13 protein-coding genes are annotated in these 17904 nt (G+C 39.4%); all 13 read right to left on the bottom strand.

Annotated elements, in window-relative coordinates; translation table 11 throughout:
• Positions 1–16 precede the first annotated feature (16 nt).
• The 13 genes from DW677_RS16410 to DW677_RS16355 all read right to left on the bottom strand — a co-directional run bounded on the left by DW677_RS16410 (position 17) and on the right by DW677_RS16355 (position 17648).
• Positions 17–1381 carry a hypothetical protein gene (locus DW677_RS16410; protein ID WP_181968386.1) on the bottom strand — a complete coding sequence of 455 codons (1365 nt, stop codon included), beginning with the start codon at positions 1379–1381 and terminating at the stop codon, positions 17–19.
• 48 nt (positions 1382–1429) lie between these two features.
• Positions 1430–1810 carry a recombinase family protein gene (locus tag DW677_RS18940; RefSeq protein WP_242992209.1) on the bottom strand — a complete coding sequence of 127 codons (381 nt, stop codon included), beginning with the start codon at positions 1808–1810 and terminating at the stop codon, positions 1430–1432.
• Positions 1811–1930: 120 nt separating this feature from the next.
• Entirely contained in the window at positions 1931–2215 is a 285-nt protein-coding gene (locus DW677_RS18935; RefSeq protein WP_242992211.1) for a recombinase family protein, read from the bottom strand.
• A gap of 1049 nt (positions 2216–3264) precedes the next feature.
• The gene (locus DW677_RS16400; protein ID WP_117567830.1) at positions 3265–3573 is read right to left on the bottom strand and encodes a DUF6508 domain-containing protein; all 309 of its coding nucleotides are present in this window, start codon (positions 3571–3573) and stop codon (positions 3265–3267) included.
• Entirely contained in the window at positions 3570–4643 is a 1074-nt protein-coding gene (gene mcrC / locus DW677_RS16395) for a 5-methylcytosine-specific restriction endonuclease system specificity protein McrC (protein WP_117567829.1), read from the bottom strand. Before mcrC ends, DW677_RS16400 begins: the two co-directional genes overlap by 4 nt.
• The gene (locus DW677_RS16390; RefSeq protein ID WP_117567828.1) at positions 4640–7474 is read right to left on the bottom strand and encodes an AAA family ATPase; all 2835 of its coding nucleotides are present in this window, start codon (positions 7472–7474) and stop codon (positions 4640–4642) included. The genes mcrC and DW677_RS16390 overlap by 4 nt, the downstream gene beginning before the upstream one ends.
• A 17-nt stretch (positions 7475–7491) precedes the next feature.
• A complete protein-coding gene (locus DW677_RS16385) occupies positions 7492–10557 on the bottom strand; it encodes a DEAD/DEAH box helicase family protein (RefSeq protein WP_117567827.1) in 3066 nt (1021 codons plus the stop codon).
• The gene (locus tag DW677_RS16380) at positions 10547–10990 is read right to left on the bottom strand and encodes a hypothetical protein (protein WP_117567826.1); all 444 of its coding nucleotides are present in this window, start codon (positions 10988–10990) and stop codon (positions 10547–10549) included. Before DW677_RS16380 ends, DW677_RS16385 begins: the two co-directional genes overlap by 11 nt.
• A complete protein-coding gene (locus DW677_RS16375; protein WP_117567825.1) occupies positions 10987–12297 on the bottom strand; it encodes a restriction endonuclease subunit S in 1311 nt (436 codons plus the stop codon). Before DW677_RS16375 ends, DW677_RS16380 begins: the two co-directional genes overlap by 4 nt.
• 12 nt (positions 12298–12309) lie before the next feature.
• The gene (locus DW677_RS16370) at positions 12310–14400 is read right to left on the bottom strand and encodes a class I SAM-dependent DNA methyltransferase (protein ID WP_117567824.1); all 2091 of its coding nucleotides are present in this window, start codon (positions 14398–14400) and stop codon (positions 12310–12312) included.
• A 72-nt stretch (positions 14401–14472) separates the two neighbouring features.
• A complete protein-coding gene (locus DW677_RS16365; protein WP_117567823.1) occupies positions 14473–16743 on the bottom strand; it encodes an AAA family ATPase in 2271 nt (756 codons plus the stop codon).
• A 24-nt stretch (positions 16744–16767) separates the two neighbouring features.
• The gene (locus DW677_RS16360; RefSeq protein ID WP_117567822.1) at positions 16768–16968 is read right to left on the bottom strand and encodes a helix-turn-helix domain-containing protein; all 201 of its coding nucleotides are present in this window, start codon (positions 16966–16968) and stop codon (positions 16768–16770) included.
• A 35-nt stretch (positions 16969–17003) separates the two neighbouring features.
• Positions 17004–17648, bottom strand: coding sequence for a hypothetical protein (locus DW677_RS16355; RefSeq protein ID WP_117567821.1), 645 nt, complete (start codon positions 17646–17648; stop codon positions 17004–17006).
• Positions 17649–17904: the final 256 nt, after the last annotated feature.

Here is a 17904-nt window from a genome sequence, read left to right as displayed (position 1 = left end):
GTTTCTTTATATTATTTTATCTAGCACAACAGGTTAAGTTAATATCAATTTTTAAGATTTTCCCTAACTTATTCAAACATGAAGGATCAATAGACACCTTCCAATTCGTTACTACTTTAATTTTACTTTTTGCTCCCCAAAGGTTAATTTCTGCATCGGCATATGCAATCTGTATTGAGTAATTAGTTGATATATTTTGCTTGCTATATACAGTTATACGATTAAATTTCGTTGCATACAATCCGGCGAGCTGTAACGTGATTTCAAAATATCTTTCCCCATTAACAAAGAAAGGTGTCTTTTTTTGAATATAATATCTGGAAGTCCTCGGTGCTTTTGGTGATAAATCAATTGCACAAATGCTCGAAGCTACCATTTCATAATACTCTACATCAAGAGTATCCGTATTCAAAGGAAATCTTTCCAGATTTCTCAATACATCAATATTGAAATTAGTTTTTAAGAACCTTCTAATTTCCCAAAGATAGTTGTAGTATTTCAGCATCAACCTTTCTGATTGACCTTCTTCTGGAATTCTTGATCCAATATATTTAAGACCTTTCAAAAAGTTACTCAAATATTTAGTTTCAATATTAAATTGAGATAACTCCCATGCCAATCTTTCATTGACATTCATATATCCCAGATTTATTGCATTTAAAACTAAAACAGCATAACACAAATCATATAATCCATTCACAATTCTTCTGGATATACAGTCGCGAGATTTGTTACCATCACTAATTCTATCAATCTCTAGTGATATATCCTCACATCTAGTTTCAATGATTTTTACAGCTTCTTCTTTTCTGAGATTATCCTTATCTAATTTACTCAGGAACAAATGGATATCGATAATTTTTTGAAGTTTATGACAGAACATATTAACGCTTTCATCTGTATCTTCTATCTCATCTTCAGAACTGAGTTTAATTGTAGTACTATTTTTTCCAAAGTCTATAGATTGGATAAAACTGGGAGACAAATATTTCCAAAAAACACGTTTCTTGCCTCTGACATCCGGATTTAAAACAATAAATAAAATTCCTGGATCTGCAGTTACTTCACTAGCTATAAAAGCTGGAAATGCTAAGCTTGTCAAGCTATACGAAATAATTCCATCAACGTCTTTATAATTATGCGTTCCTTTTATCTGAACTATAAAGTTCTGTTCTGGACATCTAGATATTTCGGGTTCCGAAACAAACTCAAATGTACCATCATGATTTGGCCACTTATCATCACAAGAGAAATCTGTATTAATTTTTCCATCTGAAGTCAGGAATGTTTCTAAAGTTGAAACTGCTGCACGATCTTCTGCTGAACGTTCAGAATGTGTTGCAATATGGCGCCTATATAACTCATTATTATTTGATTGCAAAAAATCACCCCATTTTAGTTATTATTTTTCTGGTTATATCTTCAAATGCTATTTGTTTTCGATTTTCTTTTTTGAACTATATTTCTCATTTTTTCTCTGCCATCCATTCTCATCTTTTACCATATTACTTCTCTGTTTCTTTTCAATCTGCACAGCCTCAAACGCTTCTTTTGAAATTATCGTAGGATTATTATTCAAAGACAGATATTGAACCTCACTTTTACCCGATTTTAGAAGCCGGACATCTCCAGTATATTTCTCATTACTAAGCATTACATCAATCGTTCTCTTACACCATTTCTCTTTTCCGGTAGGTGAGAGAATATTCCGTTTTTCCAGCTCTTTGATAATTCCTATAACACTTTGACCGCTAAGATACAAATCAAATATCAGTTTAACATTTTCAGCTTTTTGTTCATCAATAATCAACTTGCCATCCTTATCATGTTTATATCCATAGCACTTCCTGTCATACAGTTTTGAAGTTCCTGACGCTGCTCGTTGCTTAATGCCCCATTTTATATTTTCACTACGGGATTCATTTTCAGTCTATGCAAGCGATTCAATTATTGAAATCATTAAGTCGCTATCCGTATTCGCAGTATCCAGTTCCTCCTGCTCAAATATTACACGAACGCCTAATGTTCTCAGTTGATTCAAGGCATCCAAAATTTCTACAGTATCCCTTCCAAATCTGCTGATATTTTTCGTAATTACTATCTCAATCTTCCTCGAATCGCAATCTTCCAGCAGACGATTGAATTCTTTCCTTGATGAACCTGTCTTGCTGGTAGCAATATCCATATAAACACCTGCCAACACCCATTGCGGCATGGCAGCCGTCAGTCTTGTCAAATGAGATACTTGAGCAGTCAGCTTTGCAGTTGCTCCATACTGTTTGTGCTAACACGACAATAAATACCGACATGTTGCTCTCTCTTCGGTATCGGAGGTATAAAATGTACCTTTGAATTTCTCTGCATATTTTATTCTCCTCCCCTCTGACGCCTAATCAATATAAACCAATAATAACATATAGTAATTAGCCAATTCAATAATCCTATCAACTCAACCTATGCCAATGTTCATCTTGTCAACTCAACCATACCGAAAAATCGCAGTAGACCAGTTCTCTCAGACACAAAAAAGAGAGCATGGAGCAAACCTATAATATTTACTCCAAACTTTCGAAATCCCTTTATTTCAAGACTATTTGCAGTTCTTACTTCTGTACTTTTGACATCAAGACAACCGTCTCCACATGGCACGATACCTTCTGATTGATGTCAGGCTTTGTGCCCGTTTGCGGAAACTTATCCTATCAAAACGGAAACATGTCCACAACTTCTGAAACCGCACATTCACGGCTTCAAACCGATGCAATCTGTGGCAAATTTAACATCTATATCACGGTCTTGGCCATCGAAGTCCATGGGAACAAATCGGTATAAGCCCTTTACTACCTATATAATGCAAGGCAATTTTACACTGCTGCTCCCTGCCACTGTCTCGACAGTTGAGACAGTGAAGAACGCTCAACTCCTACACAATCCATCCGCTCTGACCTCTGATTGGCCATACACTCGCAGGGAGTTGAGTTGCCGGATTTCACCGTCCCGACCTGGAATCCGGTCATCATTTTATCTGTATCACATATGCTCTAGTTTCCATTAGATTTGAACTATCCGGAAATTCCGAATAGTTCATTTAAACTAATTTGCGAATTGGGTAAATACTGTTTTTCCAATTTCGTCCTGTGAATAACCACTACCAGCAGTTATCCAAAATTATCGGATAACTGACCACTCTGGTAATTATGAGTTATTCGAATTTTTCGAATAACTGAATCCTGTTGCAGATAAATGCTATAAATAAACCTTTCCTTATTTTTCAAGCAATTTTATCATTCGCTGAACAATACATTCAACTTGCCCGGATTCCACTCTCTGATCAAAAGCACCATTACAAAAATGATCTTCTCGTAATAGCATCGTTAACAAAGCTGAACATAAATCATAATCAGCATGTTCCAATCGCTTTAACTCTTCATTGCAATTTATAGGCTCTGTGATCATGTAATCCCAGTAGTTTGTTTTTAGGTCCCCAGTCTCTTCAAGCACCTCATAGCTATTGGTAACATTTATATTTGAGAGCAACTGCCTAAACTTCATTATCTTTTCTTCGTTTGTCATCCCTTGCTCCTCTCCGGTAAATCAAAGTGCGTTTCCGCAATGGTATTCAGTTGCTTAGCAATATCCGAAAATGGCAAATTCAAGTCCAATGTTCTGACGGTAATCTGGTTACCATGCATTTGATACACGTTGTCCGGTTGAATCTCTTCTTCCGTTTTTGCATACAGCAACATCCCGGAAACCTTGTGATCTTCATCTCCAAATTCATAATCGCGATTCTTCACGTACGTGAATATCTGGTACATATTATTTGAATGGAGCGTATGTTTGTCATACTGCGTTTGAGTTGTATGACTATAATGTTTCGCATCAATAATCAGTACGGTATTACCTTTTTGCAGATGAATATCACTCTGCATTACCGGCAGCATCGTTCTGATTCCGTCATCCACAGACCAAGGTATCTGAGAGGCACTGACTGACAGCTCAGGAAAATGCTTACTGTAATACTCAAGAATAAATTTCTCATACAGTCTACACATACGTTGCTCATCCACAAATGATGCAAGCCTATACTCTCCAGCATCTGTTGTGATAAGCATACCCTCAATTATCAGCTGGCAAATACTTATAAGCATCCTGTAAGTCTGATTATTTCGCTGAAATCTAATAAATGACCACCGTATGGAGGTTGGCTCAAGCGTATCAACGTCGGAAAAGAATAACATCTTCTTTTTCAAATCATCCTTGTACTCCGCCTTAACCTTTGCATTTCGCAGTAACAGCATAACCGTCGTCTTAATTATTTGATTGAAAAGATTATTCTCAGACAACTCATCATAATCACATGTCAGTAACTGCTTACGTGCCAGTCGATTCTTAATTGTTCCTGGCATGTTAATCTTTCCGCGCATTACCGGGAGTTCCTCCTGACGGTTTATATACTCCCGGTAGAGGCCTTGTTTCAGCTGAATTCCAATCCCCCTTGCAAGAATCGCAGCCAATAAATCATACATCTCGTCAAACGATTCAACTGCTACATCATCGTAGTTTTCCTGGTTCAACGTTTGAAAAGCATAGGACAGCATATAATATATATTTTTGATGAATATGCTCTTATCTTTTGTCATTGAAATACACCGTGCAAGATGTTCTCCCACCGCTGTAACTTTGAACTTTCATCAAACCAGTATTCACTGAGCATCGGTAAAATATCAAAATCAACAACGTCCTTCATCCATTCTTCTGTGCAGTCATCCGCATTACAGAAATAGCTATGCCCTATGCAGAAGCCTTTACCCAGAGACTTATCCTGAGCTATTTCCTTGTTGAGTTCCTTAATACGCTCAATGAGAGTGTTGAATGTTTCATTTGCAAAGCTATTCTGATAATTTATAAATCCCTCCGAATCAAAGCCTGGTTCCATATCGAAAAAGCTGAATCTACGTCTTAATGCATAATCAATCATTGCCAGACTTCGGTCTGCGGTATTCATCATTCCGATAATATGTAATCTCTTAGGAACCGAAAAGCTCAGGCCATTATATGCAAGCGTTGCTTTTTTATCTCGATAATCTGCCTCTATCAGCATCAGCAGTTCTCCGAAAATCTTACTCATGTTTCCACGGTTGATTTCATCTATGATGAAGAAATAATCTTTATCCGGATGGTTTGCAGCCTTTTGGCAAAAACGATAGAAAATACCATATTTTAGTTCGAATCCATTTTCCACAGGCTTATAGCCCATCATGAAATCTTCATAAGAATAATTCTGATGGAACTGAACAAATTCGATACGGTCATCATCTTTTTCACCCATCACAGAGTAGGCTAATCTTTTAGCTGCAAATGTCTTTCCAACTCCTGGTGCTCCTTGCAGAATAATGTTCTTTTTCTTTTTCAGAACCGCCGCAAGCCTATCGTATTGGGCTTCTGTCATATAGACTTCTCTTAAAAAATCTGTTTTCGTATATTCGGTATTGCCTTTCCCTGAGGGAGCCGGATTTTCCTCTCGGATCATGTCGATGATAAAATCATATTCTCCACGTGTAAGCTTAAACAAGCTGCCCTGTGTCATAGAGAAATATTCCATCTTCTCAAGCTCTGAGCATTCTTTCAACGTCGAAAAATCAATAGGAGAGGAAAGGCCTTCTACTTTCTCAAAATAGATTTTTTGTCCATCTTGCTCCGCACTAACGCGCAGAATTGCAACGATCTGCTTTACTGGTGTCGATTCATAACCAATTACCATGTCACCAGCCTTAGCATCTAAAAAGTTCTGAAAAATCCTGCGTTTATTTCCATTATCGTTATAAAGGGTATAGTCCTGAACCTCACCAATTGGCATACTGGACATACTCCATATTTTAGGATTTGCATTTAAAAACCAGTAGTGCAAACCTGATGCATCATTCTTCAGAAGTTCTTCTTTTGTAATGTCAAAATAAGGCTTTAAGATATAGTCTTCAAAGAGCTGCGTTTCACTTTTTGGAACAACAATGCAAGTTGAGTTTTCGTTTGGCGTCCACCACTTTTTATTACCAGAATAGGCACTTGTATCACGAGACTCCGTAATAACCGTATAACTTCTCTCATACCAGCCATCCTGCTTTTCTGGATTTTCAATTACTTCATCCGACTCAATGCGTCCCAAAAGACGTATGCTGTTTCCACGGCACAAATAGAAGAAATCGCCTTTCTTCATTGTAGCCATAAAGTCTTCGCCCTGAGATACTTTTGATTTACCCTTTGCAGCTGTATCTTTGTGTACCACAATTACTTGTCTTTTTTCAAATGCCGCTGCTTCTACATCAGAAATACAGTCATTACCATGGCTTATCTTCCAGAAATTAGGCTCTAAATTTGCATACAAATTAACCTTAGACAAATCAACTCGTCCAAGAGCTTCTGCAAGCTCATCTCTAAGCTTCCAAACATAAGATCCTTCTTCATCCTTCTTGGCAGCCTTGCCAACATAAAGAACTGACCACCATTTACTTTCATCGTTGTCCCGCAACATGATTGGGCAGTTTGTTTTATTTACAATCCTTCTGGCCAACGCTGATGATCCTGAATTATAGAAATTCTTACTTTCACCGTATTTTATTGCAAGCTGAGTGCAGGTAGCCTTCCCTCCATAATCAAGAATACGCTTCATTATTTCAAGGCTACTGTCTGTAAATATATCCGCATCATTAAGCAATACTTCCCAATCATCGACTGATAATGCAGGAGTATAATCTGTCGGCCACCATTCATCTGATGTCGGTGCTAATTCATCTTTATTTAGGTATCGACTTATAAAGAATCCAACATCAATCGTCAGTGTTTTTAATTCCGGATCCGGATAGCAAGTCCCCGTTATTTTTGATGCAAGCATATTTTTGAGTTCTTCATCTTGCTTCAACTCATCACAGATTTCGTTATAGAAAGCAAAAAAATTACGAATGTTATCTGCATACGCACCCTTTTTGAACGTATAATCGCTTTCCAGCTCATTGGAAACTGCCTTTATCTCTGTAAGTTTATAAATGTAATATTTATCCGGATAACGCAGCCACAAATAGGTGCATATCGCATTCTCATACTGATAATGCTGTGCCGCACCATTGCCATATCTTTCAAGAAGGCTATTTGATTTCTGCTTGAAAGAGTCAATACGTTCATACACATCTTTGCCTTCATCAAAGAGCTCGATGAACATTGCTCTGACTTCTTCCTGTGCTATCTCCGCAAACTTGATAATCATTTTGGCCGGAAAGTTATTTACTGAAGCCAGCAGATTGCCCGTCTGCGACAATGCCTTTGTAAGCATTGCCGCAAAATCATCCGCATTAACATCCCAGTTCACCTGAAAGCATTTTACAGCTTCCCACTTATATTTTTCATCCGGCCACTGTGTCTGTATAAATCGTTTCTTGTATTCAACAAGCGCTGACTTTAATCGCATTTTATTGAACATTGCAAATCACCACCTTATCATTTTGCATTCCGAAGACTCTTGTATATCTCAGCTGAGAAAATACCAAGAACCTGCCGCTTCATCTCATCATTGGAGAGAAGCATGGAGAAGAAGTCCTGATTCTGTGACAATCCCTCAATCAAAGCGTCATCAATATCATCAAAATAGGAAAACTCAAAATCCTGCTGCGTATTGTTGCGTGCACTTGTCTTCAACTTTTCTGACTTCATCAAGATATCACGAATTTGTAGCATCGCTCTAACCACTAAATCATTGTCATAATTCTTACCGGTGCGGCTGTTAATTTCATCGATGATCTCAGATAGTCTCTTTTCCTTGTCTTCTGTCAGCCCAAAGTGCTCTGCTGTCGGGAGCTTCATAACAGGATTGGCAACAAGATCAGCCGACTTATGTTCTTCGCCCTTCTTCTGTACGAAATTAGTAGCCTTAATCTTTCCATCCAGATTAAAACCACCGCCTGGATGTTTGATATTAATATAAGCCAGCAGATAAGACACAAAGTTATATTTCTTATGTAAATCTGTATCTTCAAAGCTGGACACCTGCAGCAGAAATTCATAGAAGCGAACAAAACTTCTCATATCAGCTACGCACTGGCGCTGCGTATTGTATTCATAATGTTCAATCAGCTTCTTGCTCTTCTGAAGGAAAAAGGTTAATCTCTGTTTCTGCTTACCATTCACTTTGTCGGCATACAGGATATCGTTAGCCGCTTCGATATCAGCCGGATCTAATATGCCATAAGCATCAATTTTAGCTTCCAGATCATATACCGCACTCGGTGTTACAGAATTGGCCAGTAATGTCGTTGTATAATATGGTGCGAAAGCAGATTTGATATCTTCATAGCTATTTACAAAATCCAGCACAAACGTCTTTTTATCATAAGGTGCACAGATACGATTTAACCGGGACAAAGTCTGTACCGCATTAACCCCTTTCAGCTTTTTCAGAACATACATAGCACAGAGTTTCGGCTGGTCAAATCCGGTTTGATATTTATTTGCTACCAGAAGTACCTGATATTTATCCGTATCAAATTCCTTTGTAAGACGATCCTCTGGAAAACCATTCAAAGAGCTTTCCGTATACTCCTGCTCATCATCCGGAAGCTTTACTTTTCCAGAGAAAGCCACCAATGCATGAATGCCCTCGTATCCTTTCTTCGCAATGTAATCTTCAAATGCCTGACGATACTTCACTGCACTCTGGCGAGAAGCGGTAATCACCATTGCCTTAGCCTGACCGCCTAATTCCTGCATAACCGTGGTGCGGAAATGTTCTACAATCACTTCCACACGCTGCGCAATATTGGTATCATGCAATTCTATGAAACGTGCGATCTGGCGTTTCGCATCATTGGTTTTACAGCGCGGATCATCCTCAATTTCTTTGTTAATCTGATAGAACGTTGAATACTCCGTATAGTTCTGCAGTACATCCAGGATAAATCCCTCTTCAATAGCCTGCTTCATGGAATATACATGAAATGCTTCCTTCTTGCCCTTTGTGTTCTGATGTCCAAAAAGCTGAATAGTGGTAGGCTTCGGTGTCGCTGTAAAAGCAAACATTGATACATTGGCCTGCTTACCATTCCGCTTGATTTCGCTGGAAATCATATCTTCCACATCCGCTTCCGTATCCTCTCCGGATCCAAGCGTCATCGTGATAGCAGCCATATCTTTACCGGCTGTCGAAGAATGCGCCTCGTCAATGATGACGGCAAACCGCTTGTTCTTCAAATTAGCTACACTATCAACGATATATGGAAATTTCTGAATCGTTGTTGCAATAATCTTTGTATTGCCATTCAACGCAATCGCCAGGTCCGCGGACACACACTTATCATCCATCACACGGATGAGTCCTGCCTTGTGTTCCATACCCATGATGGCTTTCTGCAGCTGCCTATCTACAACAACTCGGTCTGTAACAATCACAACATTGTCAAAGATAATCTTGTTGTTAGCATCATGCAGTGAAGTTAACCGGTGTGCCAGCCACGCAATAGAGTTGGTCTTTCCGGATCCTGCACTATGCTGAATCAGATAATTCTGTGCTGTACCATTCTCACGCACATCTGCCAGTATCTTACGTATAACATCTAGCTGGTGATAACGTGGAAAAATCAGATTTTCCGAGCGCTTCACTTTTCCGGTTTCTTCATCGACCTTTTCTTTTACTTCCACAAAGATAAACTTGCTGATCAGATCGAGAATCGTATCCTTGGTAAGAATATCCTCCCACATATAGGACACACTGTATTTATCTTTAAATACCGGATTTCCAGCTCCTGCAGTAACGCCGTGACCATTACCCATGTTAAAAGGCAAGAAGAATGTAGCCTGACCATCAAGTTTAGTGGTCATATATACTTCTTCTAAATCCATAGCAAAATTCACAAGAGTTCCCGCTTTGAACCGGAAAAGTCTTGTCTTTGGATTTCGATCAGTACGGAACTGATAGATGGCATCTTGATAAGACTGACCTGCCGCATTACATTTCAGCTCAAAAGCCATAATTGCCAAACCATTCAGGAAAATAACCACATCGATTCTTTCCTTGTCGCTGGCCCAGACCTCCTCCATCACAGAGAAAATGTTCTGGCTGTATTTCTTCGTCAATTCCGGATTAAAGGTAGTCGCAGGCTTCGTATACATGAGCTCAATCTTCTGATTCGAGAGCTCGATACCGTGCTTCAGAACTTCAATCAGACTGCCACGTGTCTTCGTAGTCTCCGCATTGATGAAGCTAACAATCGTCTCTTCCAGATCATCTTTGTAAATTTTACGCAGATAATTCATTGTATCAGGCTGTGTATCGTTCAAGAATTTAAAGAGCATCTCACGATCCACGGCATAATAGCGGTCAAAATTCGTAGCTTTACGGACTACAAAACCATTGTCCTTTTCCAATCGCTCTAACAAGAACTTCTGGTATTCCTTCTCAGAGAGGATGGATGCCTGATGGATCAATTTTTCATGATATATCTTAGCTCTCCGGACAGTATCTTCGGATTTGCTTTGTTCTAATATAATGTTATCTCTAGCATTATTTTCCATCCGTTTCTACCTCCCCTCTAATCCATTTTCCTGTCTTCAGATCAATAAATTGATCCAGTTTAATTTTCCCTTCAAAATCGGCGCCATACTCACCGGCACGAGTCTGATCATCAAACTTGAAGCTGTTGTTATAGTATCTACCGGTCTTGGTTTTCCGAATCAGGTCATTGTCCATCATAAACTGAATCACACGCTTATGATTCTCAATGTCATCACCATTCAAGTAAAAGCAAATCACTCCCGTCGGAGCTAGCTGCACTTCCATGTCGGTGCACTTACACTCATAGCATACGTGCTCCGCAATGGCCTTCTCACATATCTGCTGTGCAAAGGACTGATCTTCAAAAAAGTACATCCACTTGCCGCATTTGTGCTTTTCGAGCTTGGTCTCTTCACCGGAAAGATACCAGTACCATCCACCTTGTCTGATCATATAGATGGCACCTCCTTCTTTCCGGTAACGTATTCGTAGATCAGGGATTTTTTATATTCTGCAAGTATTTCTAACTGATTTTTCTTAATTTTCAATATTTCATCAATTTTTCTAACCTTTTCATCAAGGTATTCCGATATCTGTTTTTGCTCATCTAGTGGAATAATAAAAAGCGGAACCTGGGCAAAATTAGCATATCGCATTGCTTGTCCATCTCGAACAAGATTAGAAGTACTTTGAATGGCATTTATATATTTGCTTGACTTAAAAAACCAGCGATAAAATGGTGGATATACATATTCGTTATTTGGAATCAGCATTACATAGGCAGAACTAATGCTTCCTCTTCTTTCACTATACTCGAGACCTCCCTGAAAGCTCCTCATACTAATCACAAAATCGTTAGGTTCTACATGCTTTAATATACTGAAGTCCTTCATGACTGTCACAATTTTTGTACCAGTAAGCTCCATATACTCATCTTGATAAATAACCCCATATTCTTGGCTTGCTGTTAGCTGCTTATCTCCTGGGTAAGCTCTATCTAAGCGTTGAGTGAATAGTGCTTTAGGATTTGCATATTTCCAATGTATCGGAATTAGTGGGCACCACGGTGTTCCACTATCCTTCATCTCAACATCTGGATTCAGCCCCTTGGTTACCGATTCCGTAATGACGGAACGCTTATATTGCTCTAAGGTGTCAATCTGCGTTTGAATATCTGCTGTGAGCGCATCAATCTCAGCACACTTGGCATCGAGAAAATTCGAAATGCGAGCTTGCATTTCGACCGGTGGGATTATTACTGAAGCCTCATTGATAATTTTTTGCGTCACACTAAATACTTTAACTCCAGATGCTTTTGTGCGAATTTGTTCTCTCCAAGCATCCGTTTGAAATAAATACGCAAAATAGCGATTATCTTCTTTTTTGATCGAATGCAGAATCACAACATGATAACCACCGTACAATTCATCATCGGTTCTTTTATATACACAGTTACCACACCCTTCATAGTCTTCTGATGTATCTGCAAATGCAAAATCAAATTTTTCCAACTTTGATGATACATATTTTCTGTAATCATACGATACAAAACGGCGTAACTCATCAGCAACGATTACCCCGGTATTTATCTTGGAATGTATCTGTCCGTAGCTTATGACTGGCAAGCCCTCTTCTATAAGATTATCTTTTGTAACAGACAACCCTTTGGCAGTTTTGAATAAATATTTTATTCTATTCACTTCCCATCCATTTGGTATCTGTCCAATCCATTTCAAACCGCTGTCTTTCATCTCTCGCATACCATCACCGCCTTACCCGAACAGCTTTGACACGCGGTCAGAAACCGAAAGCTCTAAATCCATAAACTTCACTTCCAGTTCTTCGCTTGGTGTCGGCTGCTGATACTTGTAGAAGTAGCGTGTAAACGGAATCTCTGCGCCGGTCTTTATGACTGGTTTCTTTTTGCCCAGATCCTCTTCAAAGAACGCCTTAGCATCCGGAACATGCGGCAGTACTTCTCTTGCCATATAATCGTCGATGTTTTCTTCCCATTTCACCAGTTCTGTATCTTTGGTCTCCTTATCATAGAGAACATTGCCTTTTTTATCTTTCTGAATTTCAGCATCCTTATCTATGACAGACAAACCATCTGCAATCTTATCAAGCAGTTTCTTATCTGCTGTTGCATTGGCGAGGGCCTTTGTCAGCACCGGTATAAATGCTTTTGGTGAATCATAAACCAGCTCTGATACTGCCGCCTGCAGCGCCGCAATAATCGATTCATAAACTGGCTGGTTATTCTGGTAATTTTCCAGTTTCTTTAAGTCCTTACCGGACAGTTCTTCCATATTTTCCAGTTCATCTACTTTAGCCTGATCGTAAAGAGAAGAAAGCGAGCCCTTTGACAGCATTGCTTCAATTCTCTCTCCTATGATGGCATAGCTTCTCTGGAGTGGCTGCATCACGGTATACTCACGATAGATAAACTCTTCATTCTTATAAATCTTGCAATATTCATTCTCAGCAAAGTCTGCATAAAGCTTCGTAATCTCGGAGCGATTCTCCGTTGAAATTTCGTTTTTCTTATTTCCCAAAGATTTACGTAATTTGCTATAGAATCCCGATGCATCAATCAACTGAATCTTGCCTTTTCTCTCGCGTCTCTTATTCTTGGAAAGTACCCAGATGTATGTAGCGATACCTGTGTTGTAGAAAAGATCCGTGGGAAGTGCGATAATTGCTTCGATCAGATCGTTCTCCAGCATCCAACGACGAATCTGGCTTTCACCGGAAGCAGTTCCACCAGAGAACAGTGGACTACCATTTTCAATAATGGCAGCGCGGCCAAAATTATCGTCCATCTTATCTATAGCAGACTGTAAAAACAGCATCTGCATATCGCCAGAGCCAGGAAGACCCGCACCCCAGCGACCGTCGAAGCCTTTTGTATATTCATCATTAACTGCCTGTTCCACACCTTCCGCTGCATCTTTACCGCCCCAGGGTGTACCGAAAGGCGGGTTCTCAATGACAAAACGCATCTTGGTTCCCTTGAATCGGTCTGCTTTCATCGTGTCCTGATAGCAAATATTTTCTGCGTTCTGGCCTTTAATCATCATCTCAGCCAAACAGATCGCATATGATTCTGGATTAATTTCCTGACCAAACAGACGCACATCCGCAGATGGATTGTAGCGCTTGATGAAGTTGTAGCTAGTGGAAAGCATACCACCGGTTCCGCACGCCTGATCCAATACGGTGATTACCTTTCCATCGTCAAAGATATCATCACATCCTTCTGCCAGAAGAATATTGACCATCAGCTTGATGATGTCTCTTCCGGTATAGTGATCACCGGCCTCAGCATTTTCTGAAAATCTTCTGATCAAATCTTCAAAGATGTATCCCATCTTTACATTATCGATTGTCACCGGATTTAAATCCAATTCCGAGAAAGCCTTTACTACACTGAGTAGACGATTGTTCTTGTCCATTTTGTCAATCTGCTTATCAAAATCCAGGCTCTTAATAATGTCCTGAATATTTGCAGAAAAACCCTGAATATAGGATTTGAAGTTCGCTGCAAGATGGTCCGCATCATTTACCAACTCTGCAAGATCAAACTCACTGGTGTTATAGAACTGATATCCGGATACACGATACATCGCCTTTGCCGGATATGCCGGATTCGCCTTGAACTGGTCTACTACTTTCTGCTTTGTTGGTGCCAATGCGCACTCAAATCTGCGGATGATAACCATCGGAATGATGACATCCTTGTATTTGTCACTCTGGTAAGTACCGCGCAGCTTGTTTGCGATAGACCAGATAAAATTCACCTCTGTAGAAACGTCAACAGGGGAGTCATCCCACATTGCGTCAATTGTCTGCTTTTCAGCCATTGCTGTATCCTCCATTCATCGGGATCAGATATTCCTGTCTAAATCTATTTTAATTCTTACCTTGTCACATAATCAGGACTCAGTATTCATCATCATTTTGTAATGCTGTTCCTGCTGCATTGCCTCAAAAATCATCTTGAACACTTCTTTTATCTGCTCTGCATCAAATCCCGTCTCTATAATGTTGAAGCCGTCCGCAATCAGTGCCGGGCTGCTGTCAATGTAAGAGAGAAGTGCCGACGCCAGTTCATGTTTCGTATAATCCGGCTTACTACCACTGTTATCTACGAATTTGTCTTTATTGTCGTCAAGGACAATTTTCTGTAAATCAGCTCCGGCATATCCGCAAATTTGAATGAAGTAATATTCCAGAATATGATGCACAACATTCGTAAGTGTATTCACTGTTTTCAGTTCTTTGTATTCATCCCACAGTGCCGCATAGGAATTCTGAATCGGATTATAATTTTCTTTATCTGTCGGCATTGTGTGGCTCTGTCTTACACACAGCTTAATATGCGAAATATTATCTGTTTTGCGTATGAGATAGAACGATGTACTTCTGTATTTATTAACCTGACGTGGCGTTATCTCATTATGAAAATAGACATTGTGAGTCAGAATAAAGATCTGTTTAATAAAGTTACCTTCAATTTTCTGGTTCAAATAATCCGTGTTATTCAGACAGATTTCAACCATTTCGCGCACCAGTGCACTTACGATGAGAAGTGCACTGCTATCCATGCTGGAAACCGGATCATCAATCACTACAATCTTATCCTTCACTTCCTTGTCACTGAAGCTACCTCTTACAAGATGGTAAAAATATAAGAAAGCTATGAAATTACGCTCGCCCTCAGATAATTTCTCAGCAATCGTTCCGTCTGGGCGAATAACCTCGTATGTATTCTGCACGTCTTTCTTTGCACGAAGATTAAACCCCTGGAATCCAGAAGTCTTTAATATTCTGTTGATGCCCTCAATCGTGGCCTCGGTATTAACAACCTGCTTATTCAAATTGCTAATATCAGTTGTGATATTTCCATCCTTTGTTCTCAGATTATTCAGCTCTGTTTTAAGTGCATTTAATTCCTTATCCGCATTAACAAGCGTATCGTTGTATTCTTTTACAGCATCTTGAAGTACAAAAGCCAAATACTCCCACACTTCTTTGCTGCATTTTGATTGCTGATTCTTCTTATCACCCACCAGGGTATTATGAGCCTCTATCTGAACATTCATCTGATCGATGATGCTGCCGATTTCCAGCAGTAAAGAATCTGTATCCTCAAGCGATGCTACTGTAGTCGGTTCTTTGACCTTGGCCTCAATTCTCTGAGTATTGATGGTAATCGCATCTTTGAAATTCTTCACCTTGGTCTGATACTCAACTGTATTCAGTCCCGGTAGAACATCATCAAGATTGCTTTCAAAGGTGCGCACTAAACTGCTCATTTCAGATACATAAACTGACTGAAAATTACTGATTGCTGCAATATCCTCCTGATACTGAGCATCGAAACATTTGAGCAGATCATCCTCAAATGATACCGGTAATTTTTGCTGGCAGTATGGGCACTTGCCATCCGTTTGTCCAGCAAAATGCGTATGGCCTTGTCTTACCCAGTCGGTTGCATTTAATTTCTTGATAAAGTTTGCAAACGGTGTTTCACTGCTGCTAGCAACAACTTTTCCCATTAAATCAAATCCAGGCAGCGAAGCATAAGAAACTTTCCCCGCCTTAGTGAATTTGCCGTACTGCTTATCATCACCGCCCCAAAGAGTCTTTACTCTTTCTTCAAGTGCAATTCCATCATTATGGACCGGAGTAATCTTTAGAATTTCACCTGCAAACAGAGCTTTCGTCTTCTTACCCTTTATAGCTGCATCAAATGTTGGTCTAAGTGTTTTGCTTTGATTCCAGCAGGCTTCCTGAAATACTCCTAAGGCACCTTCTTTTTCCTTTCTCTTTGATTCAGCTGCTTCGAACTTCTTTTTATACTCTTCCGCAACCGCACTCTTATCAGCTTGAAGGGCCTCTATCTTTTTTTGCACTTCTATATTTGTTTCGCAAACGGTAAATACACCGGCCAGATTGCCATAGTTGGCGAAATTGGCATCAATAAATTCTGTATTGTATGTAAGCACATCATAGTCTGATGCTGACTTGCCATTTTTCCATTCTATTCCTGTATTGTCACGAAGAGATCTGGCTATTGTGGATTTTCCCGCACCATTCTTTCCGTAGAAAAAGTTTACGAAAGTCGGCTCAATTACTTCTCCAGTAAAAGTCGCATCGTTTAAGGTTATTCTTTCAATTGCTGATTGCATCTTTGGCTTCATAGAATACACCGCACCTCTTTTCCTTTATTCCTTAATTTTCCCTGTTCTAACCCACTCATCAACTTCGGAAATTTTAAACTTATATCTCTTACCTGCTTTGTAAAAAGGCAGCTTTCCTTCTTTTATCCATGTTCTGACGGTATCCTGGCTGAGACTCAGATGTACTGCTACATCCTCAAGGTTTACCCATTTTTCTACGTTCATTTCTTCGTATTCCTTGCTCATTTTCTACCTCCATTCATTGCTGTCTGCGAGCTGTATTACATAGAGAAAACTTGAATTCCATTTTCTCTTAAAACTTCTACCATATTGATTCTTTTGATTGCCCAATGCATTCGATTAAGCTCATTAAAATTTGAATTTCCCTGCAGACCTAATTCAAATAAAAGCTCATTTAGTTTCTGTTGTGGAATCGAATTCAAAAACTGATAGTATATCTTTATTCCATTATCTTGAACTTTTATATCGGTGATCATTCCATAGTGAGCATAATGCGCTTCATCGGTTTTTCCATAACTATGGTTTTCAGTGGCTATGATTGTTGGAAACGTTTTTATTTCAGCTATAGCCTCCGGTGTCAGTGCAGCATACCGCTTTTTCAATTCGTCTGACGTACTCTCTGTGATAGCTCTCTCTTTATCAACCATCACATGATTTGTTCCATCAAGGACATCTCCAGCGACGACTATCAAATTATAGAAATCGAGATTTAGTGTTACTGCTATCGCGTAACCTTGCTGCATCCCCGGCATAGGATTCGTGATCAGAATTGTAGACCTATATTCGTTTTTCACATTGTCCGCATGAGCAATAAGCGTATTATGATCGCCCGGAAGGTTAATTTCCGTCGGAGTGTTATTTTGTTGAAGCATGGTAGGCTTATTTAACTGAGGCTTATTTTCCATCCTTCTTTCCTCCATAGTAATTATTTACCGTATCAACATGGTTGTAGAAGCTATTGTTATTGCCGATAACGTTAAAAGTGAAATTCATTTGTGGAGCTTCTTTTGTACCTTGTCCCTCTACATCCGACTGCTGTTCTTCATATGTCTGTTCCTGATCCGCCTCTATTATTTCGACAATTTCCGGATCTTTGCGTTCTGCTTCAATTTCTTCTGCATAAGTTAACCTGTTGTGCTATTTCAAATAAAACGTTTAAAA

This window comes from Clostridium sp. AM25-23AC (assembly GCF_003435125.1).
GTDB classification, from domain to species: Bacteria; Bacillota; Clostridia; order Lachnospirales; family Lachnospiraceae; genus Pilosibacter; species Pilosibacter fragilis.
Note: the sequence above shows the minus strand (reverse complement) of the source record. Positions and strands in the feature narration are given on the sequence as shown.

Bases quoted from the DNA above. Each gene is read 5' to 3' on its own strand.
- DW677_RS16390 (WP_117567828.1), bottom strand. From the start codon at position 7,474: ATGTTCAATAAAATGCGATTAAAGTCAGCGCTTGTTGAATACAAGAAA.
- DW677_RS16385 (WP_117567827.1), bottom strand. From the start codon at position 10,557: ATGGAAAATAATGCTAGAGATAACATTATATTAGAACAAAGCAAATCC.
- DW677_RS16375 (WP_117567825.1), bottom strand. From the start codon at position 12,297: ATGCGAGAGATGAAAGACAGCGGTTTGAAATGGATTGGACAGATACCA.
- DW677_RS16360 (WP_117567822.1), bottom strand. From the start codon at position 16,968: ATGAGCAAGGAATACGAAGAAATGAACGTAGAAAAATGGGTAAACCTT.
- DW677_RS16355 (WP_117567821.1), bottom strand. From the start codon at position 17,648: ATGGAAAATAAGCCTCAGTTAAATAAGCCTACCATGCTTCAACAAAAT.
- DW677_RS16370 (WP_117567824.1), bottom strand. From the start codon at position 14,400: ATGGCTGAAAAGCAGACAATTGACGCAATGTGGGATGACTCCCCTGTT.
- DW677_RS16365 (WP_117567823.1), bottom strand. From the start codon at position 16,743: ATGAAGCCAAAGATGCAATCAGCAATTGAAAGAATAACCTTAAACGAT.
- mcrC (WP_117567829.1), bottom strand. From the start codon at position 4,643: ATGACAAAAGATAAGAGCATATTCATCAAAAATATATATTATATGCTG.
- DW677_RS16380 (WP_117567826.1), bottom strand. From the start codon at position 10,990: ATGATCAGACAAGGTGGATGGTACTGGTATCTTTCCGGTGAAGAGACC.
- DW677_RS18935 (WP_242992211.1), bottom strand. From the start codon at position 2,215: ATGCCGCAATGGGTGTTGGCAGGTGTTTATATGGATATTGCTACCAGC.
- DW677_RS16400 (WP_117567830.1), bottom strand. From the start codon at position 3,573: ATGACAAACGAAGAAAAGATAATGAAGTTTAGGCAGTTGCTCTCAAAT.